Below are 24,679 nucleotides of genomic sequence, written 5' to 3'. Positions count from 1 at the left end.
GCGAGCGGGCCGAGCCCGGCCGATCAGCGCTCCGGCAGCTAGTTGTTCGCGCGTTGGATGGAGCGCCGGACCAGGCCACGGATCCCCGGCAGCTGGATGGCGCGCAGCATCATCTCCCCCGCCCACACATGCGCGCGTGACGGCGGGGCGAATCGGCCGATTCCCCTCCGCGCCAACGCCTGTCGCTTGGTCACCTCTGGGCGCATCGTCGCCTCCCAGGACGCGAGGGCGGCGGGGATGTCGTCGCCGTGCGCTGCCAGGGCGGTGCCCAGCCGGTCGGCACCGTCGAGGGCGAGGGCGGCGCCGTAACCCGCGAACACCGTGACGCACCAGGCCGCGTCGCCGAGCAGGACGACCCGGCCCTGGCTCCAGTCGTCCATCACGATCTGGCCGACCGAGTCGAAGTAGGCGGTACCGGGCGCGGCATCGAGCTGCCGAACCGCCTCGGCGACACCGCCACCGAGATCCCCGAACGCCCGGCCGAGGGCGGGGGCGGCACCGAGCGCCAGTTCGGCGTCGGTATCGGGGCAGCGGTAGGCGAAGAACGCCGAGGACCTCGCCGGGCCCAGGTTCATCACCGCGGCCGTGCGTCCGGGACCGATGTACGTGGTGCCGACACCGTCGGGCATCTGGGCGGGCGGTTCTTCCAGCGGAAATGCGCCGACCATATGGCCCAGGTCCACGAAATACTCCGACTCGGCACCGAATACGAGTTCTCGAACCCCGGAGTGCACGCCGTCCGCACCGACGAGGAGTTCGGCCCGGAGGCGGGTGCCGTCGTCGAGGGTGACGTCGACCTCCCCTGGGGTCTGGGTGATGGCCCGGACCGTGGCGCCGAAGCGGATATCGGCGAACTCGGCGACAGCGGCGTACAGCGCCGACTCCAGATCGCCGCGGAACAAGCTCAGAGCCCGGCTCCCGACGGCGGCCTCGGCGACCGCGGCGGGAATTCTCAGCTTCTCCCGGCCGTCGGCGTGCACGAGAACGGAGGTGAAGAAGCCGATATCGCGCGGGGCCAACGCCGGAACCAGCCCGAGCCGCTCGGCCGCGTCGAATCCGGGCCCGTGCAGATTCACCAGGTAGCCACCACTGCGGCGACCGGGCGCGCGTTCGACCACGACGACATCCCACCCCTCCTGCCGCAATCTCAACGCCGCAGCCAATCCGGCGATCCCCGCCCCGATCACCGTCGCCCGCCTGCCGGAGGGTTCGGCGTGCCGACGCGGTGCGCTGTCGATGGGTTCCATGCACGACTCCTCGATTCGATGTGCTGTCGGCGAGTTCCGCTCACGCCGCCTTGCGTCAACTAGTAGTTGACGCAAAGGCAATCGTCAACCCTTAGTTGACGTACGGTTCGATCAACGACAGCGAAACGCTCACCGCGCGATAATCCGGACAGAGGGCCGAGAAGCCCGAGAAGGAAGGCGCCTACCTAGCGGTCGCTGCCCATCAACGAAATCAGGCCAGGCACATATACTGTGCCTGGCCTGCTGATTGCGCTCCCCCATCTGGACTCGAACCAGAAACCTGCCGATTAACAGTCGGCTGCTCTGCCAATTGAGCTATAGGGGAATGGTGCCCCGAGTGGTTAGACTCGGTCGGTCTGCCTTGGCGGGCTGACCGAGATGAAACTTTAGCGCATGGGATCGCCGGTTCCCAAATCGGGGCACTACCTGCGGACATGCGGCGTTTTGTGGTGCGTGGGCGGGTCGACAGGGGTGGGGCCGCTGGGGCAGGATGGAGCGCGCACACAGACGTGGGAGGAGCTCCAGGAGATGCTGCGGTTGATCATCGGCGTAGCGGCCGGTTATGTGCTGGGCACCAAGGCCGGGCGCGCGCGCTACGAGCAGATCAGTGCGGCGACCAGAGCCGTCACGGGAAGCCCGGTCACCAGGAAGCTGGTGTCGGTGAGCAGGCAGAAGCTGTCGGACAAGTTGAGCACCCGCCCGCAGCTCGAGCCCATGGAGCCGATCGACGAGCGCACCACCGTGCTGGTGCCGCACGACCAGCTGCGCCGCTGACTCAGACCCCGGCGGGGTCGGTCTCGCTGCCCATCGCCTGGGCGGCGAGGCTCTTGCGGTACTGCTCGAGCGCAACGAGGTCGCCGAACAGGGTCATGTAGGTGTCGGGTTCCTCGCTGGCCGAGAGGCGCTGCAGCTTGGATTTGAGCTCGGCGATCTGCCTGCCGACCCAGGCCTCCTGGGTGCGCGCGAGAATGCCGGTGATGAAGCGCGGCACATCGTTCTGCGAGCGCACGGGCAGCTGCTCGTTGGCGAGTTCGGAGACGAGCGCGCGGATCATCAGGTCGTCGGTGTGGTCGGCGACGGCGGCGACCCATTCGGCGCCGCCGAGTCCGGCGGCGGTACCGCCCGCCTGCGCGATCATGATGCGCACCGCGACATAGGCGGGGTGGGTGAACGCCGCCGCGTCGATGGAGTCGAAGACGGCGCCCGCGATGCCGGGGTATTGCAGTGCGGCACTGAGGGTTTGCCGCTGGGCGTAGAGCGCCGGATCGTTCGGCGCCGGACGCACCGAGGAATCCTCCGCGACCTTGGGCGCCGCGAACGGCGCGGCGCCGGGCTTTCCGGCCGGCGCGTTGGCGCCCATGCGGTTCTTCTTGGCTTCCTCGCCGACGCGGCGCACCACGAGCTGGATGTCGTCCCAGCCGACCCAGCCGGCCAGCTTGGTCGCGTAGCCCTTGCGGGTCGCGTTGTCCTTGATCTGGGCCACTACGGGCACCGTGCGGCGCAGCGCCTCCACGCGGCCCTCGACATCGTCGAGGTTGTGTTCGGCGAGCAGACCGCGAATCACGAACTCGTAGAGGGGGGTTCGGCGCGCGACCAGGTCGCGCACGGCCGCGTCACCGGAGCGCTGACGCAGCTCGCACGGATCCTGGCCGTCGGGCGCGACGGCGATGTAGGTCTGGCCCGCCAGACGCTGGTCGCCGCTGAACGCCTTCAGGGCCGCGGCTTGGCCCGCCGCGTCACCGTCGAAGGTGTAGATGATCTCGCCGCGCCAGAAGTTGTCGTCCATCAGCAGCCGGCGCAGCACCTGCAGATGCTCCTCGCCGAAGGCGGTGCCGCAGGAGGCCACGGCGGTCTTCACCCCGGCCAGGTGCATCGCCATCACATCGGTGTAGCCCTCGACGACGACGGCCTGGTGTCCCTTGGAGATCTCGCGCTTGGCGTGGTCGAGCCCGAACAGCACCTGAGACTTCTTGTACAGCAACGTCTCCGGCGTGTTCACGTACTTGCCGGGCATGGTGTCGTCGTCGAAGAGCTTGCGCGCACCGAAGCCGATCACCTCGCCGCCGAGATTGCGGATCGGCCACAGCAGGCGGCGGTGGAACCGGTCGATCGGGCCGCGCTTGCCCTGCTTGGACAGGCCTGCCGCTTCCAGTTCCTTGAACTCGAAACCCTTGCGCAGCAGGTGCTTGGTGAGCACATCCCAGCCGCCGGGGGCGTAACCGCAGCCGAACTGCTGGGCGGCGGCGCCGTCGAAGTTGCGGTCGGTGAGGTACTTGCGGGCCGTCTCGGCCTCGGGCTCGCGCAGCTGCGCCATGTAGAACTCGTGCGCGGCGGCGTTGGCGGCGACCAGCCGGGAGCGGGTGCCGCGGTCACGCTGGACCGAGGTGCCGCCGCCCTCGTAGTTGATCTGATAGCCGATCCGGTCGGCCATCTGCTCGACGGCCTCGACGAAGCCGATGTGCTCGATCTGCTGCAGGAACTTGTAGACGTCACCGCCCTCGCCGCAGCCGAAGCAGTGGAACAGGCCGTGGTTGGGCCGCACATGGAACGACGGCGACTTCTCGTCGTGGAACGGGCACAGGCCCTTCATCGAGTCGGCGCCCGCTCGCTTGAGCGCGACGTACTCACCCACCACGTCTTCGATCCGGACGCGTTCACGGATCGCCGCGATATCGCGATCTGGGATTCGTCCGGCCACGAGAGAAGTCTAGTCGGCCGGTCTCAGCGGCAGTCCAGCGAGGCGGCGACGCGCTCGAAGCGGCTCTCGGTGTAGGAGGCGATCTGGTCGATCACCACGCGGACGCGGGCGGTGTCGTCGGTGGCGGCGTTCCACCAGGGCAGCATCAGCGCGTCCAGGTGGGCGGGCGCGGTGGTGACCAGCCGGTCGGCGACGGCCTGCACCCGATCGCGCTGGGTCTGCTGCCTGGCCAGGTGGCCGCGGTCGGAGCGCACGTAGCGCAGGGCGACCGTCTTGAGCACGGCGACCTCGGCGGCGACGATCGGCGGCACGATCAGATCGGCCTGGTACCGGGTGAGCGGGCCGCTGCCCTGGTGCTCGCGGGTGGCGGCGATCGCGGCGGTGGCGAAGCGGCCGACGAGCTCGCTGGTGAGGCGCTTGAGAGCCACCGAGGCGGCGAAGGTGCCGTCGTAGTCGGCGGCGTCGGCCACCACGTCCAGTTCGGACAGGCGCTGGGCGGCGGCGGCGAGCGCCTCGATCGACTGGTCGGGGTGCTGGCCGTGGCCCTGTTCGGCGAGGGCGGCCTGCTCGGCGGGGTCGGCCATGGCGCGCAGGTCGATCCGGCCCACGATCACGCCGTCCTCCACGTCGTGCACCGAATAGGCGACGTCGTCGGACCAGTCCATGATCTGGCATTCCAGGCTCTGCTTGCGCTCCGGGGCGTCCTTGCGGATCCAGGCCAGGCGTTCGAGGTCGTCCTCGTAGGCGCCGAACTTGGTGCCGGAACCGGTTCGGCCCCACGGGTATTTGAGGGTCGCGTCCAGGGCGGCACGGGTCAGGTTGAGGCCCGCGCTCTCCCCCTCCGCGTCGAGCACCTTCGGCTCGAGCCTGGTGAGGATGCGCAGATTCTGCGCGTTGCCCTCGAAACCGCCGTATTCGTCGGCGAATTCGTCGAGCGCGCGTTCGCCGTTGTGGCCGTAGGGCGGATGGCCGATGTCGTGGGCCAGGCCCGCCAGGTCGACCAGGTCCGGGTCGGCGCCGACGCCGTCGGCGATGCTGCGGCCGATCTGGGCGACCTCGAGCGAGTGGGTGAGCCGCGTGCGCGGGGTGTCGCCCTCGCGCGGTCCCATGACCTGCGTCTTGTCGGCCAGGCGGCGCAGCGCCGCGGAGTGCAGGACGCGGGCGCGGTCGCGGGAGAACTCGCTGCGGTGGCCCTTGCCCGCGGCGCCGGGCCACGCGGTCTTACCCGGTTCGTGGACCATCCGTTCCCGGTCGTGCGGAGTGTAGCTGTCGCTCATCGGATCTCACTGTCCCGCCGTGTAAGAGAAGTCTGCCGAGAAATGGGTGAGCTGGTACCACAGCAGCGCGCCGGTCTCGCGGGCGATGCCGTGGAACTGTGATTCCCTGGTGTAGACCGCCGGTCCGGTGCGGGTCGGCGCGGTCCACGCGTCCAGTCCGGCGTCGCGAGCCATCGTCCTGGTGCGCAGTGAATGCCACGGATCGCTGACGAGTACGGCCGATGACATGTCGCGCGCCCGCATGGCGGTCGCCACCGCTTCGACGCTGCGCAGCGTGTCGGAGCCGGTCTCGACGGCGAGGATGTCCGCGCTGGGCACGCCCTTGTCCTCGAGATAGCGCTTGCCGGAGGCGGCCTCGGTGTAGAGGTCGCCCTCCTGCTTCCCGCCGACGGTGATCACCCGCGGCGCCACGCCCGCCTCGTAGAGCCGCCAGGCCTGGTAGAGGCGCGCCTCGAACACCGACGACGGAGTACCCGAGTACTGCGCGGCGCCGAGCACCACGATCGCGTCGGCGGTGGTGTAGTCGTCGATGCGCGCGACCTGCCAGACCCGGACCGCGGTGCCGGCGACCAGCACGATCCCCATCAGCACCGCCCCGGCGATCAACCGGCCGATCCAGCGCGACACCGAGGACCCGAACCCGCGCGGACGGGTAGCGGCCGGGGCGGGAGCGGTCGTGCGCGGGAAACCCGATCTCATCCTGATCAGTCTGCCAGGTCGGGCCGACACCCGATGAGGCCAGCGGTCACCGCCGGGTTCCGGTCCGGTGAACGAGCGTCGCCGGCCCAGGACGCGGTCGCGGCCGGCGCCACAGACGAGCGCACGGGTGGCTGGGCACGCCTCGGCCGCGGACCGGCACTTCTCCTGCGCCGAGTGGACGCCTCACCAACCGCGTTCGCGCCATTCGGCCAGGTGGGGGCGTTCGGTGCCGAGGGTGGTGTCGTCGCCGTGGCCCGGGTAGACGACGGTGTCGTCGGGGTAGCGATCGAAGAGCTTGGTGGTGACATCGGTGAGCAGGGTGTCGAAGTCGGCCGGGCTGTGCGTCTTTCCCACGCCACCGGGGAAGAGGGAATCGCCCGTGAAGAGGTGGGTCCGGTTGTCCTCGTCGACCAGGGCGAGCGCGATCGAGCCGGGGGTGTGGCCGCGCAGGTGGATGACGGCGAGGGAGAGCTCGCCCAGTTGCACCGTGTCGCCGTCGGCGAGGAGGCGGTCGGGTGGGACGGGCAGAGACCCCGCGTCGAGGGGGTGGGCGGCGGTTTCCACGTCGAGAGCCGTGCTGACCTCGGCGAGGGCCTGCCAGTGGTCGGGATGACGGTGGGTGGTGATCAGCAGTTCGACCCGGCCCGGCGCTTCCTGGCCGACCAGCTCGAGGATGCGGGTGGCGTCGTTGGCGGCGTCGATGAGGACGGCGGCGCCGGTGGCCGAGTGCTGGACGAGATAGGTGTTGTTGTCCATCGGGCCGACGGACATCTTCACGATGCGGGCGCCGGGGACCTCGCGCTGCTCGGCGGCGCCGTCCGCGGTGACATGACCGGTGTAGGAACGATCGACTGTGACCATGCGCCGATCGTAGAAGCCACGCCCCGCGCCGTCGTACCCGCGTGGTCGGGCGCTGCCCGTTAGATTCGACACATGCCGCCGTCGCAGAAGAGTTCGGCCGTTCCCCTGCTGTGCGCGCTGCTCGCCGCGCTGAGTCTGCTGTGCGCGCCGACGGCCGCGGCCGAGCCGCCCTCGCGGATGGGTCCGCAGGTGGTCGACTCCGCCGAGGTGCTGAGCGGCGCCGACGAGAGCCGGGTCCTCGACGCCGTCGACCGGCTCTACCGCGATCACCAGGTGAAGCTGTGGGTGATCTACGTGCGCGACTTCGCGTCGATGGCGCCACGGGACTGGGCCGCGCGCACCTCGGAGCTGTCCGGCTTCAGCGATCGCGATCTGCTGCTCGCCGTCGCCGTCGACGACCGCGGCTACTGGCTGAACGGCACCCTGCCCACCGAGGTCAGCGACGGCGAACTGGACTCGCTGCTGGCCGGGACGGTGGAACCCGCGCTGCGCGAACGGAAATGGGCGCAGGCCGGGGTGGACACCGCCGACGGGATCGGCGCGGCGATGCGCGGCGCCGGTGTGCCGTGGGGCTGGCTGCTCGGCATCGGGCTGGCGGTCGTCGCCGTCGCGGGCGCGCTGATCCTGTTCTCCCGCAAGCGGCGCCGCGACGCCGACCGCGCCGAACTCGGCACCGCGCGCGGGCTCGACCCCGCCGATTCGGCGGGCCTGGCGAAGCTGTCGCTGCCCACCTTGCACGCGCTCTCGCGCGAGCGTCTGGTCGAGATCGACGACGCCGTGCGCACCAGCGAAGAGGAACTGGCCCTGGCCACCTCCGAATTCGGGGAGACCGCGGTGACCCCGTTCCGCACCGCCCTCGACGCCGCCCGCGCGGCGACGGCGAAGGCGTTCACGATCCGCCAGCAACTCGACGACGCCATCCCCGAGACACCCGACCAGCAACGCGCCATGCTCGTCGAGCTGCTGTCCACCGCGGGCAGGGCCGACCGCGAACTCGACGCCCAGGTCGCCGATTTCGACGCCATGCGCGACCTGCTCATCGACGCGTCCGCCCGGCTGGAGGGATTGACCCGCGACATCGTCGACCTGATCGCACGGCGACCCGCCTCCGAAGCCGAACTGGCGCGGCTGCATTCGGCCCATCCCGCGACTGTCCTCGCCCCGATCGCGGACAACGTGCGCATGGCCACCGAGCGGATCCGCTTCGCCGAGCACAACATCGACACCGCCAGGACCGCGCTCGCCCAGCCGGTGGGTCGGCAGGGCGGCGCTGTCGCGGCGATCAGGGGCGCCGAAGCGGCCATCGGTCAGGCCCGCGCCCTGCTCGACGCGGTCGACCAGGCCGCGACGAACATCCAGCAGGCGCGCGACGGACTGCCCGCCGCCCTCGACGAGCTGCGCGCCGACCTCACCGCCGCCGCGGGTCTCACCGAATTCGGCGGCCCCGAGCTGACGGCCGCGGTCACCGCCGCCACCGCGACGGCGGATCGCGCCTCGGCCACGGCCGACACCGACCCGCTCGGCGCCTTCCACGACGCCGTGTCCGCCGACGCCGCCCTGGACCGGGCGATCGCGGCGGCCTCGGATCGCAAACTCGCGGTGGAGGACCTGCGCCGCAGGCTCGAGCGCGCGCTCACCGACGCGGACGCGCGGGTGGCCGCCGCGTCGTCGTTCATCACCACCCGGCGCGGGGGTGTCGACGCCGAGGCGCGCACCCGGCTCGCCGAGGCGCAGCGCCACCTCGACGAGGCGCGCGGGCTCGCCGCGGCCGCCCCGGATCGCGCGCTGACCAGCGCACAGACCGCCGCCGAACTGGGCGGGCGAGCGCTGCAGCAGGCGCAGGCGAGCGTGCGGGCCTGGGAGTCGCGGCAACCCGTGGCGGGCGGCGGTTCGCAGGCAGGCGCGATCCTCGGCGGCATCCTGCTCGACGGTTTCCTGCGCGGCTCGATCGGCGGCGCGACGCGGCGTGGCGGCGGCGGATTCGGTGGTGGCGGGTACCGGCCGGGGTCCTACGGTGGATCCTCGGGGTCGCGGCGGGTGAGCCGGGGCGGCCGATTCTGACCGGCGCTTGACCCTGACACCGTGTGAGGTCCTACACCTGGGGAGGTCATGTTCAGTATCGGAGATTTCGCCAGACACGGTCAGGTGTCGGTGCGCATGCTGCGCCACTACGACGCGGTCGGATTGTTGCGGCCCGCCCGGGTCGATCCGGCCACCGGCTACCGGTTCTACGCGGCCGCGCAGCTGGCCCGGCTCAACCGGCTCGTCGCGCTGAAGGAGCTCGGGTTCAGTCTCGAACAGGTGGGCCGAATGCTCGATCCCGGACCCGAACTCGGGGAACTGCGCGGCATGCTCGCGTTGCGCCGGGCCGAGCTGGAGCAGCGGATCGCCGCGGACCGCGGCAGGCTGACCGAGGTCGAAGCGCGTCTTCGCATCATCGAGAAGGAGGGCGTCATGCCCGATCAGGACGTCGTGATCAAGTCGCTGCCCGCGGTGCGGGTGGCCGAATCGACCGGGGTCGCCGCGGGTTTCGAACCGGGCGCGATCAGCCCGGTGATCCAGCCGCTGTGCCATGGCCTGTGGGAACGGATCACCGAGGCGGGCATCGCGGTGGTCGGCCCGGCGATCGCCTACTACCGCGAGCTGCCCGACGGCACCGTCGGTGTCCACGCATGCCTGCCGGTGAACGTGGAACCCGCGGCGGCGCCGGGCTTCTCGATTGTCGATCTGCCCGCTCAGGAACGCGTGGCGACGACGATCCATCGCGGCAGTGTCGACGGCATCGGCGCGGCGTGGCAGGCACTGGGCCGCTGGGTGGAGAACAACGGCTACCGCACGGCGGCGCCGTTCCGCGAGGTCACCCTGGAATGGACCCCCGACCCCGCAGGCTGGGTCACCGAACTCCAGGAGCCGATCACACCACGCTGATCCGCGCCGGGCATGGGCACGGAGGGTGGATTCACCGAGCCGCAGACGCGCAACCGCATGGGCGCGGCCACCCGCGGATTGTGTCCCAGCACGGTGACGCGCTCATGACGGCGTTCGATCAGATGGTTGCCGGCAGCTAGGCGCTGGCGGCGACCGCCGCCTCGGCGTGGCCGGTCAGCTCGGCGGCGAGCGCGGGCAGCAGTTCGGTCGCCCGCGGTCCGCCGCCGAGCCTGGCCAGGGTGAGGCGGCCGAGATAGGTGTAGACGAGGAAGGTCACGGCGGCCGAGGCGCCGGTGGACGGACGGGGGTGGGCCGAGAGGTAGACGATCTCGTAGTCGTCGAGGATCAGGCCCGTGGGGGCACGAAAAGTGGGGACCGTGCCGGTGTTGGTCAGGGCGATGTGCCCGGCGGTGGAGTGCACGCGGGTGGGCCCGAAGAAGTCGGGGAAGTGCAGGACCGACTGTTCGATCACCCCGCCGGCCAGGTCGTCGTGCAGGGCGGTGCCGATCCGGCGGGCCAGCGCGACGAGGTCGTCGGTGGCGGTCACGTCGGTGGTGAAGGCGGCAAGGCCGGAGATGTTGGTGCCCGCGGCGGGCGCGAGCGGCGGGTCAAGGCGCCTGCGCAGGTCGACGGGATAGAGGCAGCCGACCTGCTCGACGCCGTAGAGCGTCGCGAACGCGCGCAGGGCGGCCGCGGTGACCAGTCCGTTCACACTCACCGCGTGGGTGCGTGCCAGCTCGAGGACCCGCGCGGTCTCGGTGGGGTCCAACTGGATCCGGGCGGGCCGGGCCAGGGCGGGCGTGGCGGGTGGCGACGGCTCTATCACCCCGACGGCGTCGGCGACGACCAGCGGCCGGACGACTGCCTCGAGGCCGGACCGCGACCCGCGCACGGTCCCCCGCTGGGCCAGCAGCGATTCCAGCGACACCGGGTACTCCCTCGCGGCGGCCGCGATCGTCCCGGTCTCCACGTGGTCGGTGTAGTACCCCCACAGCCGCGCGAACAGTTCCACGCAATGTCCCGCATCGGCGACGGCGTGATGCACGAACAGCGTGATCCTCGCCCGATCCTCCTCGGCGAGAACCACATCCAGATACGCCAGCTGATCGGCGGGATCCATCGACTCGGTCGGGATCCGCACCTCGTCCGGATCACCGAAACTCACCCACGCGCCGACCGGATCGATGTGCCCGGGGCGCAACAGGATTCCGTTCTCCTCGGCGTCCTCGACGATGCGGGCCACCAGGATCGGGAAGGCACGCTGCAGGGCGGCGAAGGCCGCGCCGAGCGCCGCCGCGTCGAGTTCGCCACGCACCGTCACCGATCGTCCGGTGTAGGTGGCGTGCCGCACGAATCGCTGTTCGGAGGGGTCGAGCACCCGCACCACGTCTTCCGGTTCCCACAGCACATCGGACACTGTGCGGCACGCGGCCACCGGACGCAAACCGTCGGGTACGCAGTGTGATCGCCTCCACGGCGCGCGGCCGTCGCTACCGGCCCGCGACGCGACGAAGCCCGCGCCGGCGGACGGCGCGGGCTTCGGTCAGCGACTGATCAGGCGCCGAGCAGGTGGGTGGCCAGGTAGCTCTCCACCTTGTCCAGGGCGATGCGCTCCTGGGCCATCGAGTCACGCTCACGGATCGTCACGGCCTGGTCGTCGAGGGTGTCGAAGTCGACCGTGATGCAGAACGGGGTGCCGATCTCGTCCTGGCGACGGTAGCGGCGGCCGATGGCGCCCGCGTCGTCGAAGTCGACGTTCCAGTTGCGGCGCAGCTGGGCGGCGAGATCCTTGGCCTTCGGGGTGAGGTCGGCGTTGCGCGAGAGCGGCAGCACCGCGGCCTTGACCGGCGACAGGCGACGGTCAAGGCGCAGCACCGTGCGCACGTCGACGCCGCCCTTGGCGTTGGGCGCCTCGTCCTCGGCGTAGGCGTCGACCAGGAACGCCATCAGCGAGCGGGTCAGACCGGCCGCGGGCTCGATGCAGTACGGGATGTAGCGCTCACCGGAGGCCTGATCGAAGAAGCTCAGGTCGGTGCCGGAGTGCTCCGAGTGCGTCTTGAGGTCGTAGTCGGTGCGGTTGGCGATGCCCTCGAGCTCGCCCCACTCGCTGCCCTGGAAGCGGAAGCGGTACTCGATGTCGGTGGTGCCCGCCGAGTAGTGCGACAGCTTTTCCTTGGGGTGGTCGTAGAGGCGCAGGTTCTCCGGATCGATGCCGAGGTCGGTGTACCAGGCCAGGCGGGTGTCGATCCAGTACTTGTGCCACTCGGCGTCTTCGCCGGGCTTGACGAAGAACTCCATCTCCATCTGCTCGAACTCGCGGGTCCGGAAGATGAAGTTGCCGGGAGTGATCTCGTTGCGGAAGCTCTTGCCGATCTGGGCGATGCCGAACGGCGGCTTCTTGCGCGCGGTGGTCTCGACGTTCTTGTAGTTGACGAAGATGCCCTGCGCGGTCTCGGGACGCAGGTAGTGCAGGCCCTCTTCGTCGTCGACCGGGCCGAGGAAGGTCTTGAGCAGACCGGAGAAGTTCTTGGGCTCGGTCCACTTGCCGGGCTGGCCGGTCTCGGGATCGTTGATGTCGGCCAGGCCGTTGGCCGGCGGGTGGCCGTGCTTCTCCTCGTAGGCTTCGAGGAGGTGGTCGGCGCGGTAGCGCTTGTGCGTGTGCAGCGACTCGACCAGCGGGTCGGAGAAGGTCTCGACGTGGCCGGAGGCCTCCCAGACCTGGCGCGGCAGGATCACCGAGGAGTCGAGGCCGACCACGTCGTCGCGGCTGGTGACCATGCTGCGCCACCACTGCCGCTTGATGTTCTCCTTCAGTTCGACGCCCAGCGGACCGTAGTCCCAGGCCGACTTGGTGCCTCCGTAGATCTCACCGCACGGGTAGACCAGACCCCGGCGCTTGGCGAGGTTGGCAACGGTGTCCACCTTCGACTTGGGTGCCACGCGAGATTTCTCCATCCCTAGGGAGTCGGACAGTATTGATGACAAGGGTATCGGCACCGGCCGAACGGTTTCGCACCGCACGTCGGAATGCGGCCGGACACGGATTCACCCTGTTCCCGGTGGCGTCGCCGCGCGCCTCATTCGACATGCGCACTTTTGCATGTCAAAATGGCATCGGTTTCCATTAAGGAGTTGGTTGATGACCACCGATGCCACGGCCGCCCACGCGCACAGCCCGTATCACTCCCCCGCCCCGGCGACGGTTCCCGCCCGCCAGGTGCTCGAGGACGCGGGTGAGCTGTTACGCGCGCTGGCCGCGCCGGTGCGGATCGCGATCGTGCTGCAGTTGCGCGAGTCGCCGCGCTGCGTGCACGAGCTGGTCGACGCGCTCGGGGTGACCCAGCCGCTGGTCAGCCAGCATCTGCGCATTCTCAAGTCCGCGGGCGTCGTGCACGGCGAGCGGTCGGGCCGCGAGGTGCTCTACGAACTCGTCGACGATCACCTGGCGCATATCGTCATCGATGCCGTCGCCCACGCCGAGGAAGGGTAAACCGTTGGCAGACAATCCCGCCGCGAAGCAGGTCGGAGTTCGCAGCACTCGTCAGCGCAGCGCGATCTCCGCGCTGCTCGGCGACATCGACGAATTCCGCTCGGCCCAGGAGCTGCACGACGAGCTCCGCAAACGCGGCGAGGGTATCGGCCTGACCACCGTCTACCGGACCCTGCAGTCGCTGGCCGACGCGGGCATGGTCGACGTGCTGCGCACCGACTCGGGGGAATCGGTCTACCGCCAGTGCTCCAGCGGCCACCACCATCACCTGGTCTGCCGGCACTGTGGCCGCACCGTCGAGGTGGCCGGCCCGACAGTGGAGGCATGGGCCGAGGCGATCGCCGGCGAGCACGGTTTCACCGACGTCAGCCACACCCTGGAGATCTTCGGCACCTGCCGCGAGTGCGTGTGCGAGCACGCGGCCGCGACGAAGGACCAGCCCGCCTCCGTCTAGCTCATGTGACTCATATCACACCATGGAACCCCCGCTTCGCGTGCCCCGTCCAACCTTCACGAAGAGACCGATCCGCGCGGCAGGGGGATTCGTGAGCACGCTGGGTGTGGAACCTGATCAGTTGACGACGATGGCCACGACGTGGCGGCGGGAGGCGGGCGAGGTCGGCGCGCTGCCGTGGACCGCGAGCGGCGAGGCCACGGGGGACGGCAGCGATGTCCTCGCCGCCGCCCGCGCACTGGCCGACCCGGCACACCAGGCCATGACCGCCATCGCGACCAGGTTCACCACCCTCGCCGATCTCCTCGACACGTTCTCGGCCGACATCCAAGCCGCGGACGGCGCGATCGCGGACGAGATCGGGAAGCTGAGCCCCCGCTGATGCGGCCGACGATCCCCCAGCTGGACGGCTGGAACCTCGCCGGCCTGCAGCGCACCGCCGACACCGCCCGCGCCAACGCCGATGTCGTGTCCGCCTCGGTCGACGACTGCTCCCGCGCGGTCTCCTCGCTCGGCTCCTGGCACGGCCGCACCAGGGACGCCGCGGGGCGGCGCATCGATGAGGAAGTCGACCACGGATACGAAGTGCGCACCGTGCTCCTGCGCATCGCCGACGCGGCCGCCGACGCCCATCTCGGCCTGAACCACGCCAGGACCTACGTGCTCGGCCAGCGGGATCTCGCCGTCGGCCAGGGGTTCTCGGTCGAGCCCGACGGCCGGGTATCGCACCCCGACCCCGACAAGGAGGGCGCGGCCGGTGTCTTCCAGCTCAACCTCTTCGGTGGGCTCGACGAGATCGAGCGGCTGGACAACCAGTTCGGCACCAGCCTGAAGGAATCGCTGGCCGACCTCACGGCCATGCGCGACGGCCAACCCGACATCACCCTGGCCGACGGCACCGTCCGCGACCCGGACGCGGTCGCGATCCAGCTGGCCGCGATGTCGGCCGACGAGCGCGCAGCCTTCCTGTCCGGGCTGAGCCCGGAAGCGCAGCGGCAGTTGGTGATCGCGGCGCCAGAGAAGCTGGGCAATCTCAACGGGGTACCGTTCGCGATGCGCGTCGAAGCGAACGAGATCGTCATCCGCAACGCGCTGACCACCGAGAAGGCGAAAGTGGACCCGGACGAGTCCCGCGTGCGGCAGCTCGAGGCGATGCTCGCGCCCATCCCGAATCCCGAGGGCACGGGCACGCTCGACACCACGGCCGCCGCGACCGCGACCCCGCGCCTGGACATGGTCGACCGCAAATTCGTCATGTTCAGCACCGAGGGCAACGGCCGGATGATCGAGATGCTCGGCGAGATGAAGACCGGCGCGTCCGGCGTCGGGGTGTATGTGCCCGGCACCTCGACGAACTTGAACGGCTCCGGGTCCAACCATGTCGCCGCCTGGAATCTGGCCGACAAGACCGGCGGCCCGGTGTTCCTGTACATGGAGGGCGATTTCCCGCAGAGCCTGACCAGCCTCTCCGACGGAGCGCCGAGCCCGCGTTTCGCCGCCGACATGGCGCCGCGGCTTGTCGAGTTCGGCCGTGAGATCGACCGCGAGGTGGCCACGAGCGCGCCGGGTACCCCGGTGACCTATGTGGGGCACTCCTACGGCGGCTCGATCGTCGGCTCCGCCGAACAGCTCGGTCTGCGCGCCGATCGGATCCTGCACGCCTCGTCGGCGGGGACCGGCGTGTTCGACACGGGCTGGAACAATCCCAACCCCGATGTCCAGCGCTATTCGATGACCGCGCCCGGCGATCTGATCGGCGTCGTGCAGTCCTACCCGGAAGGCGGGCTCACCGTGCCCGGCGGCATCCAGCTGCCGGGGAACCCGCACGCTTCCGAAGCCCTGGGCGGCGACCCCGACGAGGCTCCGGGCGTCATCCGGCTCGACACCGGGTTCTACGGGAGCGCCCGCGACGGTCACGAGGCAGGCGAGGTCATCTTCGGCACCGACGGTCACGGCGGCTATTGGAACGATCCGCGGTCGACGGCGTTCGAGAACATCGCGGGCGTCATCGCGGGGACGGGGGCGACCGCTTACGTGGAACGCGGCATCGAGACCGATGTCGTCGATATCGGCTTGGGCGACAACGGAAACGGCGCCAAGGAAGGATTCGACGCCGCGAAGGCGGCCGCTGCGGCGCAGACGGCCGGGGCCCTCGGCATCGAGCTCGACCCCTACGCCGATCCCCGGATCACCGACAATCCCGGTCTCGGCGCCAGGATCGGCATCCGATGAGGGCCCGCGTCGCGCTGGCCGCCCTCGCGATGCTCGTCCTGACGAGCTGTTCGCCGGAGGAGACGTTCAACGGCGAGAAGGGTCCGGACAACGACGAGGTCCTGGCCGGTACCGGCCTCACCGTGGCCGCGGCCCGCCCGATCGTCGCCGAGAATTTCTCGCTCGTCTGGCCGGAGCCCGTGACCGTCGACCCCGCGACGGTCGACGCGAGCCAGGGCTGTCGATCCAAGATGACCGACATCGCGGCCGCCGGGCCGCCGTGGCGGCCACGCTACGAACAGACCGTGATCGACCCGCCGCAGGAGTTCATCTACCGCGCGCTGACCAACCTGGCGGCGATGACCGCGCGCGGCTACACCTTCACCCCGAGCCAGAACCCGGCCCAGGATCCGGCGAGCAAGACCTACACCGATGCCAGGGGATTCTCGATCTCGTCGTGGCGCGAGACGGTGGGCCCGAAGCGGGAAGTGCGGTTCTCGATCACCTCCACCGCCCCCTGCGCGGCCGAGTGAGGGAGCACGCCACCGACTAGACTCGACACCGCCGTCACCGCTCGAGACGAGCGCTGCTGTCTATGCCAGGAGGGGATAGGTCGAGATGACAGTGCGGGAACGTGCACGGACGGCGGTCGAACCGGGCGTCAGAGGGTGTATGGGTGTCGAGATCGGTGGAGACCGCGACAGTGCAGCACGCTGAGTTCACCGGCTCCGAGTTCGAGATCCTGTGGTCCGGCTACGGGCGTGACCGGCTCCCCTATCCCCTGCAGTACCGCACCGACATCGCCGAGTTCGACGCGTTGAAGGCCCATCGCGAGGCCGCGGTCGAGAGCCTGTTGCGCAAATACGATCCGGCGATCGAGCACGCGCTGACCGTGCTGCTCGACCCCGACGCCAGGGTCGAGTCCAAAGGGTTTGTCGGCAAGGATGATTCGAATGTCATCCGCTTCCACGGCGCGATCCGCGGCAATCGGGGCGCGACGCTGGCGCAGGCGCCGGGCACCGCGGCGGACACGGGCGGGGACGTGACGCTGACCTACTGCACCGCGGGGCAGGTCGCCGCGCTCACCGTCGCCGCGCTGCCGCGCGCGAGGCCGGGCACCAAACCGCCGGTGGAGGTGCGGCGCGAGCAACTCGCGGCCGAAGAGGAACATTTCGAGTACCGCGCGGGCAGGCTCAGCTCCGCCGAGCAGCTCAACCGCATCTTCCATCGCGAACGTCGCGCGTTCGGCGAGATCTCCGCGTTCTCCGGGCCCGCCGTCGACGCGCGCCCCAGCCCCGGCCGCGCCTTCTGGTGGATGGACTACGACGACGGGCGCTACTACGTCAAAACCGGCGACCCGATCATCGCCGAACCGCTGCCCGCCGAGCGGATGATCGCGGGCATCCAGCGGATGCTCGCCCGCGCTCAGCGCTACCACCAGGAGTTCGGCGGCGACGACGAGATGCTCGCCTGAACCCGGTCACCAACTGCCCGCGAAGAGCGCCAGCAGCGCGGGCGCCGGGTCGGCCACCGTGCTGATGTTCGCCAGCGCCACCACCGCCGAGGCCGCCGCGGCCGCGACGGTCACCGCCGCCAGCGCGGCGAAGGTCCGGCGGGCCCGCCGATCCTCCGTGCCGGTCCGTCCGCGCTGCCGCCACAGCAGGACACCGGCGGCGGCGAACGCGACGGCGGTGAGGCAGGCGATCACGATCATGGCCTGGTGATAGCGCACGAAGCCGTCGAGCAGGACCGCGACCGCGGGCAGCATCGCGGCGTCGGTCTGGATCGCGGCCTCCAGATTCCCGACCACCTGATCGAGGGCCCCGGCGAGTTCCGGGTCGACCGGCGGCTCGGTCAGCATCGGCAGCGTCGAGGCGAAGGGCGCCACCACACCCTGGATGTTGGCCATCGTCGCCACCACTGCGAACAGCGCGGGCAGCGTCACCAGAGCGCTCACCACCCCGAGCCGGACCGGCCGCTCCGCCACGAGAAACGCCCGCCACAGCCGGACGGCCAGCGCCACGAGGACGATCACCAACAGTCCCGCGAGCACCGCCTTGGCCAGGTGATAGCGCGACCAGTAGTCGACCGTCGCGCTCAGCGCGGGTGTCAGCGCCCGATCTCCGGAGCCCCAGTATTCGACGAAGCCCGCGCGCAGCGCGTTCCGGACGTCGCCCTCGTCGCCGATTCCGCCACCCGGCACGCTGCCGGCGAGCCACCGCGGAGCGAGGACGAAGGCGCCGCCGAGGACGACGGCCAGCGCGCCCAACAGCGCGACGGGACGCCCGTCCAGACCTGCCCGAGTCTCGGTCTCCGAACTCATGCGACACCCCTGTTCTCGGCGACCATCCGCCTGAATGCGATCGTACCCAGAACGGCCTGCGCGGCAGGCCCACCGGGCAGGGCACCGAACAGGCGGCCCCACAGAGTGTTTCGCACCGGCGCTCGCTCAGCAGTCGAACGAGTGCTCGGGCTGCCAGACGTGCAGTGGTGACGGGAGATAGCGGACGATCGCGTCCAGGAGCGGGGCGACATCGTCGACGGCGGGCGCCGCGTCACACAGAACGGGGACGGCTTCGCCGATGTGGGTGAGGCGGCGGATCCGGTCGGTCAACTGGTCGGCGGGGAACCCTGACTCGATGCTGTCCTGCTCCAGCACCGCCGTCACCAGGTCGCGGTAGCGCCGCTCGGCGACCTGCCAGTGGTCGCCGAAGAATTGGGCGGCCATCGGCGCGAGCGACCACATCGGGACCACGTCGATCACCCCCGCGAAACCGGCGCCGGCGCCCATCGGCGAGTGCACCGCCAGCGGCACCGCACCGCGGATGCCGGCGATGGCCCGCACGCAGCGGTCGAAATCGGCGGCGGGATGGTCGAGTCCGGTCACCAGGCAGAGGCGGGCGACCTGATGGTCGTCGGCCATGCGCAGGAGGGACTCGAGGCGCGGTGCGCGCCGGACGGCGGCGGGCACGACGGCGATCACCCCGTCCGCGACCCGGATCGAGCGCTCGAGCTCGGCCACGGGCGCGCGGCTCGACAGTTCGGCGAGGTGGACGGTGTGCTCGATGCCCTCGACCGACCAGCGGATCGGGCCGTCCTGCGGGCCGCCACGGTGCAGTCGGCGCCGCAGGCGCGCGGTCTCGTCGGGGTCTCCGATGATGGTGACGTTGCAGATCGTCTGCGGGTCAATGGCGGCGGCGCCCAACGGTCCTCCAGATCGACTCGAGGGTGGTGGCCATCGGTGGTTTCCGGCTTCACGGTAGCGCCCGCCGGGCCCCGGTGGTGCGGGTTTCCACACCAAAATAGAACGTGTTCCTATATCGTCGGCCGGGTGCAGAAAGAACAACGCCCCGCGGTAGCGGGCTGGTTCACCGCGGACGACGGCGCGGTACGCCTCCAGGGCAGTCGCTGCGACGTGTGCGGCACACCGTACTTCCCCCGGAATACGCTGGCGTGCCGCAATCCGCAGTGCGCGGCCCCCAAGGACGGCTCCGAACTGGCCGACTACCAGTTCTCCACGCGCGGCCGGATCTGGTCCTACGCCGACGCCCGCTACCAGCCGCCACCGCCGTATGTCTCGCCCGAGCCGTTCGAGCCCTACATCGTGGCCGCGGTGGAGCTCGAGGTGGAGAAGATGGTGATCCTCGGGCAGGTGGTACGCGGGATCTCCGTGGACGACCTGTCCGTCGGCATGCCGGTCGAACTGACCGTCGGCGTGCTCTACGAGGACGAAGACGCCGAACACACGGTGTGGATGTGGAGGCCCGTCGATGCCTGAGACGAATCGCGATATCGCCGTCCTCGGTGCCGGCATGCACCAGTGGGGCAAGTGGGGCCGTAACTTCGTCGAATACGGGCTGGTCGCAGCCAGGGCCGCACTCGCGGACGCGGGGATCGACCACCGCGATGTCGGCTACATCGCCGGCGCCGACACCATCCGCAACGGGTACCCGGGCTTCGTCGCGGGCGCGACCTTCGCCCAGGCCCTCGGCTGGTCGGGCGCCCGGATCTCGAGCAGTTACGCCGCCTGCGCCTCGGGCGCCCAGGCCATCGCCAACGCCCGCGCGCAGATCCTGGCCGGGCTCACCGACGTGGCACTGGTGGTCGGCGCCGACACCACCCCGAAGGGGTTCTTCCAGCCGGTCGGCGGCGAACGCCGCGACGATCCGGACTGGTTGCGTTTCCACCTGCTCGGCGCGACCAATCCCATCTACTTCGCGCTGTACGCCCGCAGGCGGATGGCGCTGCACGGCGCCACGCTCGAGGACTTCGCCGCCGTCAAGGTGAAGAACGCCAAGCACGGCCTGAACAACCCGTACGCCCGCTACCGCAAGGAGGTGACGGCCGAGGACGTCGCCGCCTCGGCGATCGTCTCGGATCCGTTGCGGCTGCTCGACATCTGCGCCACCAGCGACGGCGGCGCCGCCCTGGTGCTGACCTCGATGGACTACGCGCGCAAGCACGGCATCGCCGAACCGGTGCGCATCCGGGCGCTGTCGACCGTCACCCCCACTTTCCCGAAGACTGTGCTCGACCTGCCGGATTTCGCGACGGACTCCGCGGTGGCCGTGGCGCCGCCGGAGCGTCCGTTCCGTTCCGATCTCGCGCACGCGGCCTATGAGGAAGCCGGGCTCGGTCCCGACGAGCTGTCGTTCGCGGAGGTCTACGACCTGTCCACGGCGCTCGAGCTCGACTGGTACGAGGACATCGGCCTGTGTGAGACCGGCGGCGCGGAGGAACTGCTCCGCAGCGGGGCGACCACCCTCGGCGGCCGGGTACCGGTGAACCCCAGCGGCGGCCTCGCCTGTTTCGGCGAGGCGATCCCCGCCCAGGCGATCGCCCAGGTGTGCGAGCTGACCTGGCAGTTGCGTGGGCAGGCCGAGGGTCGTCAGGTGACCGATGCCCGCGCGGGCATCGCGGTCAACCAGGGCCTGTTCGGCCACGGGTCGGCCCTCATCGCGACCCGCTGACCCACCAGACACGCGAAAACCCGGGCGATGCCCGGGTTTTCGTGCGTTTCGCGCGGATCAGGCCGAGACCGCCACTCGCTCGGATCCGCCCTCGACGACCGGTCGACGCGCGCGCAGCGCACCGACGCCGAGCAGCGCGAGACCGGCGGCCGACCAGGTCAGCAGGACGGCGAGCGGGGCGAGCGCACCGGCGCCGTCGAAGTAGGCGACCGCGCGCAGCAGCGAGGCGGCGGCACCGGGCGGGCACAGCTGACCGATCGTGCCCCAGGGCTGGGGCAGCAGTTCCGGCGCCGAGGTGGCCGCGGAGAACGGGTTGCCGATCAGCAGCATGGTCAGCGCGCCGAGACCGATACCGGCGCGCCCGATGGCGGCGGCCAGGCCGACGATCGTGGCGGCGACCGCGAAGGCGGACAGGCCGGCGATGGCCGACAGTTCCAGATACCCGCCGGGCACGATCGACAGCCAGGTGTGGAACACCAGGGTGCTGAGCAGACCGCCCACCACGGCGAAGGTGACCAGCCCGACGAGCCTGCCGCCGAGCGTGGACACCAGCAGGGTGAGCAGCACGCCCGCGGCGATGCCCGACATCACCAGGGGCAACACCATCGACCCGAAGCCGGCGCCGCGCGGATCGTCGGGATCGGTCGCGACCACGTCCTCGACCGGGGCGGGGGTCGCGCCACCGAGCTGCTGGGCGACGGCGGTGAGCTGCTGGGCGACCGCGGGCGAGGCGGCGGAGGCGATCAGGACCCGGGGCGCGCCGTCGCCGGTGACGATCGCGCCGTAGATCTCGTTGTCGGCCAGCGCCGTTCGGGCCGCCTCCGCGTCGGCGACGGTGGTGATGCTGAAGGCCTCGGGACTGCGCTGGTGCAGTTGCCTGCTGAGCTGGGTGGCTTGCGGACCGCTGACCGCGATGGGCAGGTCACGCGGCGCGAGGTTGACGGCGGGCCACGCGAAGGCGATCAGGAGCAGCGCCTGCAGCAGGGTGGCCGCGAGACCGAGCGCGACTGCTCGTCGGGTGATCAACATGACATTCTCCCTTAAAGCGAATGTTCGTTCTTTATTGGGTTCCACGGTGACACCGCCGGCCGTAGCTTGTCAAGAACGGATATTCGTTTTATTTTGGAACCATGCCCCGAGTCAGCGAAGAGCACCTGGAACGCCGCCGGAAACAGATCCTCGAGGCCGCCCAGCGGTGCTTCACGCGCAAGGGATTCCACGAGACGTCGATGCAGGACGTCTTCGCCGAGGCCGGGCTCTCCGCGGGCGCGGTCTACCGGTACTTCGCGAGCAAGAACGACATCATCTTCGCGCTGATCCTGGAGACGATGACCCCGTTGCGCGGGCGCATGGCCGAGATCATCCGCAGCGAGCAGGCCCCCACCCCCGCCGAGGTCGTGCGGCTGGTGACCGCCGAGGTGATCCAGCGCGGCGGGCCGGACGGACCACTGCGGCTGGCACCGCAGGCCTGGGCGATGGCGATGGTCCAGCCGGAGGCGAGCGTCCCGGTGCGGGCCGCCATCGCGGGCATGCGCGAACTGTGGCGCGAGTACGCGGTGCGCATGCGCGAGCTCGGCTGGATCGCGCCGGACGCCGACGTGGACGCGATGGCCAAGTCGATGATCAGTTTCCTGCCCGGATTCATGCTCCAGCACCTGCTGCTCGAGGACGTGAACCCGGACGACTTCGCCCGCGGCGTGGAACTGATGCTGGGCATCAGACCGGCCCCGCGGGGTTAGAAACGTCACTGTTATGAGCGCGGGCGAACGGGTAGGTTCGGGTGCGGTGCCGGTCGGGGTCTAGCGCCGAAAATCACCGAAACGAATCGACCAGGGAGTTTCCTGTGGCATTTCACCGTCGACACCTTCGATCACGCACCGTCGCCGCGCTCGCGGCCGCCCTCGTCCTGCCCGCGGCCGTCGCGGGCACCGCACAGGCACGCATGATCGGCGGCTTCGAGGTGGGCGGCGCGATCGAGATCGAATACGACCAGGCGGGCGGCGCCGCGCTCGGCGACCCCACCTCCCCCGAATCCGACGCGGCGGCGGGCGGCAAGTACCAGACCTTCGCCAACAACGCGGCCATCTACTGGCACCCCGACACCAACGCCAACACCGTCGCCGGGCAGATCAGGGACAAGTTCGCCGAGCACGGCAACGAGTCGGGCAAGCTCGGCTACCCGGTCACCCGCGAGCAGTCGACGCCCAACGGCGCCGGGCGCTTCAACCACTTCCAGAAGGGCTCGATCTACTGGTCCGTCGGTACCGGCGCGCACGAGATCAGCGGCCCGATCCGGGACAAGTGGGCCGCCCTCGGCTGGGAGTCGAGCCCGCTCGGCTTCCCGCTCAGCGACGTCGCCAAGGCGGGCAAGGGCGACGGCCAGTTCACCATGTTCCCGACCGGCGCCATCTACTGGACCTCGGCCACCGGCGCGCACGCGGTCTGGGGCAGCATCCAGGCCGACTGGATCCGCGCGGGCGCCGAGGGCGGCCGCTACGGCTACCCCACCAGCGACGAGTACGACTACCAGGGCGGCAAGGCCCAGGATTTCCAGGGCGGCAAGATCACCTGGAAGCCCGGCAACTGACGCCTACGGCGCGAGCAGGCCCTGCCTGGCCCTGCTCGCGCCGGACAGCGCGAGCAGCAGCATGGTGGTGAGCGCGCTGTCGTCGAGACCCTCGGCGGGGAACGTGTAGCGCAGGATCACATCGCCCAGCTTGCCGCGCCCGATCAGGGTGACCGAGCCGAACTGCATCTCGTTGTTGCGCTCGGCGACCCGCTTGTGCAGCTGCGGCTTGAGCGGGCGGTCCCAGGCCAGCACGCTGGTCAGCGACAGCACCGTGAGGCCGGGCGCCAGGGTGACGGCGCGGATCGAGCACAGCGCGCCGTCGTACTCGAAACCGAGCGACCCGTCGGCGTCGACGCGCACGTCGATGTCTTGCATCTGCAGGCAGGCGCCGGTGCGCGCCTGCAAATCGAGGTCGGGGGTGACCGCGGCGTCCATGTCGGCTCCCTCGCTCATTTGGTGCCGCCGAAGCGACGATCGCGCTTGGCGTATTCCAAGCACGCGTCCCACAGGTTACGCCGGTCGAAATCGGGGAAAAGCGTGTCCTGGTAGACGAATTCGGCGTAGGCGGCCTGCCAGATGAGGAAGTTCGAGCTGCGGAACTCCCCCGACGGACGCAGGAACAGGTCGACATCGGGCATGTCGGGTTCGTCGAGGTAGCGGGCGACGGTGGCCTCGTCGATCTTCTCCGGATCGATCTCCCCCGCGGCCACCCGGCGCGCGATTTCGCGTGCGGCGTCGGCGATCTCGGCCCGGCCGCCGTAGTTGACGCACATGGTCAGCGTCATCACGTCGTTGTCCTTGGTGAGCTCCTCGGCGACCTCGAGCTCCTTGATCACGCTGCGCCACAGGCGCGGTCGGCGCCCCGCCCAGCGCACCCGCACACCCATCTCGTGCATCTCGTCGCGGCGGCGGCGGATGACATCGCGGTTGAAGCCCATCAGGAAGCGGACCTCGTCGGGGCTGCGGCGCCAGTTCTCGGTGGAGAAGGCGTAGGCCGACAACCACTTGACGCCGATCTCGATGGACCCCTCGACCGCGTCCATGAGCACCGCCTCGCCGCGTTCGTGCCCCGCGGTGCGCGGCAGGCCACGCTCCTGCGCCCAGCGGCCGTTGCCGTCCATCACCAGCGCGACGTGGTTGGGCACCAGCTCCGGCGGGATCGCGGGCGGCCGCGCGCCGGAGGGGTGCTGCGACGGCGGGCGGATGTCGCGGGCCGTCTTGCTCGCGGTGGATGAGTCACGACGCAGGATCACGGCGTCCATCCTGCCTGATGGC

25 protein-coding genes and 1 tRNA gene are annotated in these 24,679 nt (G+C 70.4%); 13 read left to right on the top strand and 13 right to left on the bottom strand.

Annotated elements, in window-relative coordinates:
- Window positions 1-38 precede the first annotated feature (38 nt).
- Both AB0H56_RS08045 and AB0H56_RS08040 read right to left on the bottom strand, forming a co-directional pair.
- Window positions 39-1,247: an FAD-dependent oxidoreductase gene (locus tag AB0H56_RS08045; RefSeq protein WP_357158930.1), complete on the bottom strand. Its 1,209-nt coding sequence runs from the start codon at window positions 1,245-1,247 to the stop codon at window positions 39-41.
- 252 nt (window positions 1,248-1,499) lie between these two features.
- Window positions 1,500-1,572: transfer RNA gene (locus tag AB0H56_RS08040), tRNA-Asn, on the bottom strand.
- 203 nt (window positions 1,573-1,775) lie between these two features.
- On the opposite strand from AB0H56_RS08040, the gene AB0H56_RS08035 reads away from it, so the two are divergent.
- Window positions 1,776-2,021, top strand: coding sequence for a hypothetical protein (locus AB0H56_RS08035; RefSeq protein WP_110039640.1), 246 nt, complete (start codon window positions 1,776-1,778; stop codon window positions 2,019-2,021).
- A 1-nt stretch (window position 2,022) separates the two neighbouring features.
- Here the strand turns inward: AB0H56_RS08035 and dnaG are convergent, their stop codons facing one another.
- From dnaG to AB0H56_RS08015, 4 genes are all read right to left on the bottom strand, one after another.
- Window positions 2,023-3,945: a DNA primase gene (gene dnaG / locus AB0H56_RS08030; protein ID WP_357158927.1), complete on the bottom strand. Its 1,923-nt coding sequence runs from the start codon at window positions 3,943-3,945 to the stop codon at window positions 2,023-2,025.
- Window positions 3,946-3,968: 23 nt separating this feature from the next.
- A complete protein-coding gene (locus tag AB0H56_RS08025; protein ID WP_357158924.1) occupies window positions 3,969-5,222 on the bottom strand; it encodes a deoxyguanosinetriphosphate triphosphohydrolase in 1,254 nt (417 codons plus the stop codon).
- A gap of 6 nt (window positions 5,223-5,228) precedes the next feature.
- Complete coding sequence (locus AB0H56_RS08020) at window positions 5,229-5,921, bottom strand: YdcF family protein (protein WP_357158921.1); 693 nt, start codon at window positions 5,919-5,921, stop codon at window positions 5,229-5,231.
- A 183-nt stretch (window positions 5,922-6,104) separates the two neighbouring features.
- Window positions 6,105-6,782, bottom strand: a complete 678-nt coding sequence (locus AB0H56_RS08015; protein WP_357158918.1) for an MBL fold metallo-hydrolase — start codon at window positions 6,780-6,782, stop codon at window positions 6,105-6,107.
- Between the two features lie 72 nt (window positions 6,783-6,854).
- Between AB0H56_RS08015 and AB0H56_RS08010 the strand changes: the two genes are divergently transcribed.
- Both AB0H56_RS08010 and AB0H56_RS08005 read left to right on the top strand, forming a co-directional pair.
- On the top strand, window positions 6,855-8,843 hold the full coding sequence (locus AB0H56_RS08010; RefSeq protein WP_357158915.1) for a TPM domain-containing protein: 1,989 nt from the start codon (window positions 6,855-6,857) through the stop codon (window positions 8,841-8,843).
- Window positions 8,844-8,891: 48 nt separating this feature from the next.
- Window positions 8,892-9,710, top strand: a complete 819-nt coding sequence (locus AB0H56_RS08005) for a MerR family transcriptional regulator (protein WP_357158912.1) — start codon at window positions 8,892-8,894, stop codon at window positions 9,708-9,710.
- Window positions 9,711-9,846: 136 nt separating this feature from the next.
- Here the strand turns inward: AB0H56_RS08005 and AB0H56_RS08000 are convergent, their stop codons facing one another.
- Together AB0H56_RS08000 and AB0H56_RS07995 are read right to left on the bottom strand one after the other, a co-directional pair.
- Window positions 9,847-11,118: an acyltransferase gene (locus tag AB0H56_RS08000; RefSeq protein ID WP_357158909.1), complete on the bottom strand. Its 1,272-nt coding sequence runs from the start codon at window positions 11,116-11,118 to the stop codon at window positions 9,847-9,849.
- 146 nt (window positions 11,119-11,264) lie between these two features.
- Window positions 11,265-12,650 carry a glycine--tRNA ligase gene (locus AB0H56_RS07995; RefSeq protein ID WP_232997466.1) on the bottom strand — a complete coding sequence of 462 codons (1,386 nt, stop codon included), beginning with the start codon at window positions 12,648-12,650 and terminating at the stop codon, window positions 11,265-11,267.
- Between the two features lie 199 nt (window positions 12,651-12,849).
- Between AB0H56_RS07995 and AB0H56_RS07990 the strand changes: the two genes are divergently transcribed.
- The 6 genes from AB0H56_RS07990 to AB0H56_RS07965 all read left to right on the top strand — a co-directional run bounded on the left by AB0H56_RS07990 (window position 12,850) and on the right by AB0H56_RS07965 (window position 17,339).
- On the top strand, window positions 12,850-13,200 hold the full coding sequence (locus tag AB0H56_RS07990; RefSeq protein WP_110039590.1) for a metalloregulator ArsR/SmtB family transcription factor: 351 nt from the start codon (window positions 12,850-12,852) through the stop codon (window positions 13,198-13,200).
- Window positions 13,172-13,654 (top strand): Fur family transcriptional regulator, encoded by a 483-nt coding sequence (locus AB0H56_RS07985; RefSeq protein ID WP_280344869.1) that lies wholly within the window; start codon window positions 13,172-13,174, stop codon window positions 13,652-13,654. The genes AB0H56_RS07990 and AB0H56_RS07985 overlap by 29 nt, the downstream gene beginning before the upstream one ends.
- 91 nt (window positions 13,655-13,745) lie before the next feature.
- Complete coding sequence (locus AB0H56_RS07980; protein ID WP_357158906.1) at window positions 13,746-14,036, top strand: type VII secretion target; 291 nt, start codon at window positions 13,746-13,748, stop codon at window positions 14,034-14,036.
- Entirely contained in the window at window positions 14,036-15,886 is a 1,851-nt protein-coding gene (locus tag AB0H56_RS07975; protein ID WP_357158903.1) for an alpha/beta hydrolase, read from the top strand. The genes AB0H56_RS07980 and AB0H56_RS07975 overlap by 1 nt, the downstream gene beginning before the upstream one ends.
- On the top strand, window positions 15,883-16,398 hold the full coding sequence (locus AB0H56_RS07970) for a hypothetical protein (RefSeq protein WP_357158900.1): 516 nt from the start codon (window positions 15,883-15,885) through the stop codon (window positions 16,396-16,398). The genes AB0H56_RS07975 and AB0H56_RS07970 overlap by 4 nt, the downstream gene beginning before the upstream one ends.
- 170 nt (window positions 16,399-16,568) lie before the next feature.
- Window positions 16,569-17,339, top strand: a complete 771-nt coding sequence (locus AB0H56_RS07965) for an ESX secretion-associated protein EspG (protein ID WP_357158897.1) — start codon at window positions 16,569-16,571, stop codon at window positions 17,337-17,339.
- Window positions 17,340-17,345: 6 nt separating this feature from the next.
- Here the strand turns inward: AB0H56_RS07965 and AB0H56_RS07960 are convergent, their stop codons facing one another.
- Window positions 17,346-18,188 carry a hypothetical protein gene (locus tag AB0H56_RS07960; RefSeq protein WP_357158894.1) on the bottom strand — a complete coding sequence of 281 codons (843 nt, stop codon included), beginning with the start codon at window positions 18,186-18,188 and terminating at the stop codon, window positions 17,346-17,348.
- Window positions 18,189-18,314: 126 nt separating this feature from the next.
- A complete protein-coding gene (locus AB0H56_RS07955) occupies window positions 18,315-19,070 on the bottom strand; it encodes a GTP-binding protein (RefSeq protein WP_357158891.1) in 756 nt (251 codons plus the stop codon).
- Window positions 19,071-19,196: 126 nt separating this feature from the next.
- Between AB0H56_RS07955 and AB0H56_RS07950 the strand changes: the two genes are divergently transcribed.
- Window positions 19,197-19,643 carry an OB-fold domain-containing protein gene (locus tag AB0H56_RS07950; protein ID WP_357158888.1) on the top strand — a complete coding sequence of 149 codons (447 nt, stop codon included), beginning with the start codon at window positions 19,197-19,199 and terminating at the stop codon, window positions 19,641-19,643.
- Window positions 19,636-20,835 carry a lipid-transfer protein gene (locus tag AB0H56_RS07945; protein ID WP_357158885.1) on the top strand — a complete coding sequence of 400 codons (1,200 nt, stop codon included), beginning with the start codon at window positions 19,636-19,638 and terminating at the stop codon, window positions 20,833-20,835. Before AB0H56_RS07950 ends, AB0H56_RS07945 begins: the two co-directional genes overlap by 8 nt.
- Before the next feature lie 57 nt (window positions 20,836-20,892).
- Here the strand turns inward: AB0H56_RS07945 and AB0H56_RS07940 are convergent, their stop codons facing one another.
- A complete protein-coding gene (locus AB0H56_RS07940) occupies window positions 20,893-21,864 on the bottom strand; it encodes a hypothetical protein (protein WP_357158882.1) in 972 nt (323 codons plus the stop codon).
- A gap of 101 nt (window positions 21,865-21,965) precedes the next feature.
- On the opposite strand from AB0H56_RS07940, the gene AB0H56_RS07935 reads away from it, so the two are divergent.
- Window positions 21,966-22,574: a TetR/AcrR family transcriptional regulator gene (locus tag AB0H56_RS07935; RefSeq protein WP_357158879.1), complete on the top strand. Its 609-nt coding sequence runs from the start codon at window positions 21,966-21,968 to the stop codon at window positions 22,572-22,574.
- 104 nt (window positions 22,575-22,678) lie between these two features.
- A complete protein-coding gene (locus tag AB0H56_RS07930; RefSeq protein WP_357158877.1) occupies window positions 22,679-23,422 on the top strand; it encodes a hypothetical protein in 744 nt (247 codons plus the stop codon).
- A 3-nt stretch (window positions 23,423-23,425) separates the two neighbouring features.
- Here the strand turns inward: AB0H56_RS07930 and AB0H56_RS07925 are convergent, their stop codons facing one another.
- Entirely contained in the window at window positions 23,426-23,779 is a 354-nt protein-coding gene (locus tag AB0H56_RS07925) for a YbjN domain-containing protein (RefSeq protein ID WP_233001717.1), read from the bottom strand.
- A 74-nt stretch (window positions 23,780-23,853) separates the two neighbouring features.
- A complete protein-coding gene (locus AB0H56_RS07920) occupies window positions 23,854-24,666 on the bottom strand; it encodes an isoprenyl transferase (protein WP_110039578.1) in 813 nt (270 codons plus the stop codon).
- Window positions 24,667-24,679 lie beyond the last annotated feature (13 nt).

Source organism: Nocardia sp. NPDC050717, assembly GCF_040654275.1.
In the GTDB taxonomy this organism is placed as follows: Bacteria; Actinomycetota; Actinomycetes; order Mycobacteriales; family Mycobacteriaceae; genus Nocardia.
Note: the sequence above shows the minus strand (reverse complement) of the source record. Positions and strands in the feature narration are given on the sequence as shown.